This is a genomic window from Acidovorax sp. KPB24-07 (assembly GCF_057543315.1).
In genome coordinates this window covers 1-622 of sequence record NZ_BAAJYS010000915.1, presented here as the reverse complement: position 1 = coordinate 622, position 622 = coordinate 1, and the positions used below count along the sequence as shown (strand labels likewise).

Here is a 622-nt window from a genome sequence, read left to right as displayed (position 1 = left end):
CCCCCCTCGCCCCCCGCCGGCGCCTGCGCAGCGCGAGCCCCGCTCGCTGCAGGCGCGGCTGCTGCGCCACGTGCTGGTGCCTCTGGGCCTGACGTGGCTGGTGGGCACGGCCGGCTCGGTGCTGCTGGCCAATGCCTTCACCCAGCGCGCGTTCGACCGCTCACTGCTCGACGATGCCTACGCGGTGGCCGCCAACGTGCGCGCCAAGGGCGACGCGCTCGATTTCGCGCTCACCTCGCGCGAGGTCAAGGCCGTGCTGTTCGACCAGGTGGAGACGGTGTACTTCGCGGTGCTGCGGCCCGATGGCTCCATGCTGGCGGGCAATGCCGGCGGCATGCCGGTGCCGCCGCCGCGCGGCGACGAGGCCTACCGGTTCTCCGACATCCAGTTCCATGGCCGGGCGCTGCGCGCGGTGCGGCTTGATGTGCGCGAGCCCCTGCCGTTCGAGGTCGTCACCGCGCAGACCGTGCACAGCCGCAGCGCCATGCTGCGCAGCGTGCTGCTGTACTCGGGCGTGTCGCAACTGCTGCTGCTGGTGGCGCTGGCCGTGTGGCTGCGCCGCGCCATCCAGCGCGACCTGCAGCCCCTGGCCGCGTTCCAGCAGGCGCTGGACCGGCGCGAC

General features: G+C 73.6%; 1 protein-coding gene. It reads left to right on the top strand.

Annotated elements, in window-relative coordinates; all coding sequences use genetic code 11:
• The coding region (locus AC27IQ_RS26650; RefSeq protein WP_487091485.1) for a sensor histidine kinase N-terminal domain-containing protein at positions 1 to 622 on the top strand (622 nt) is incomplete at both ends.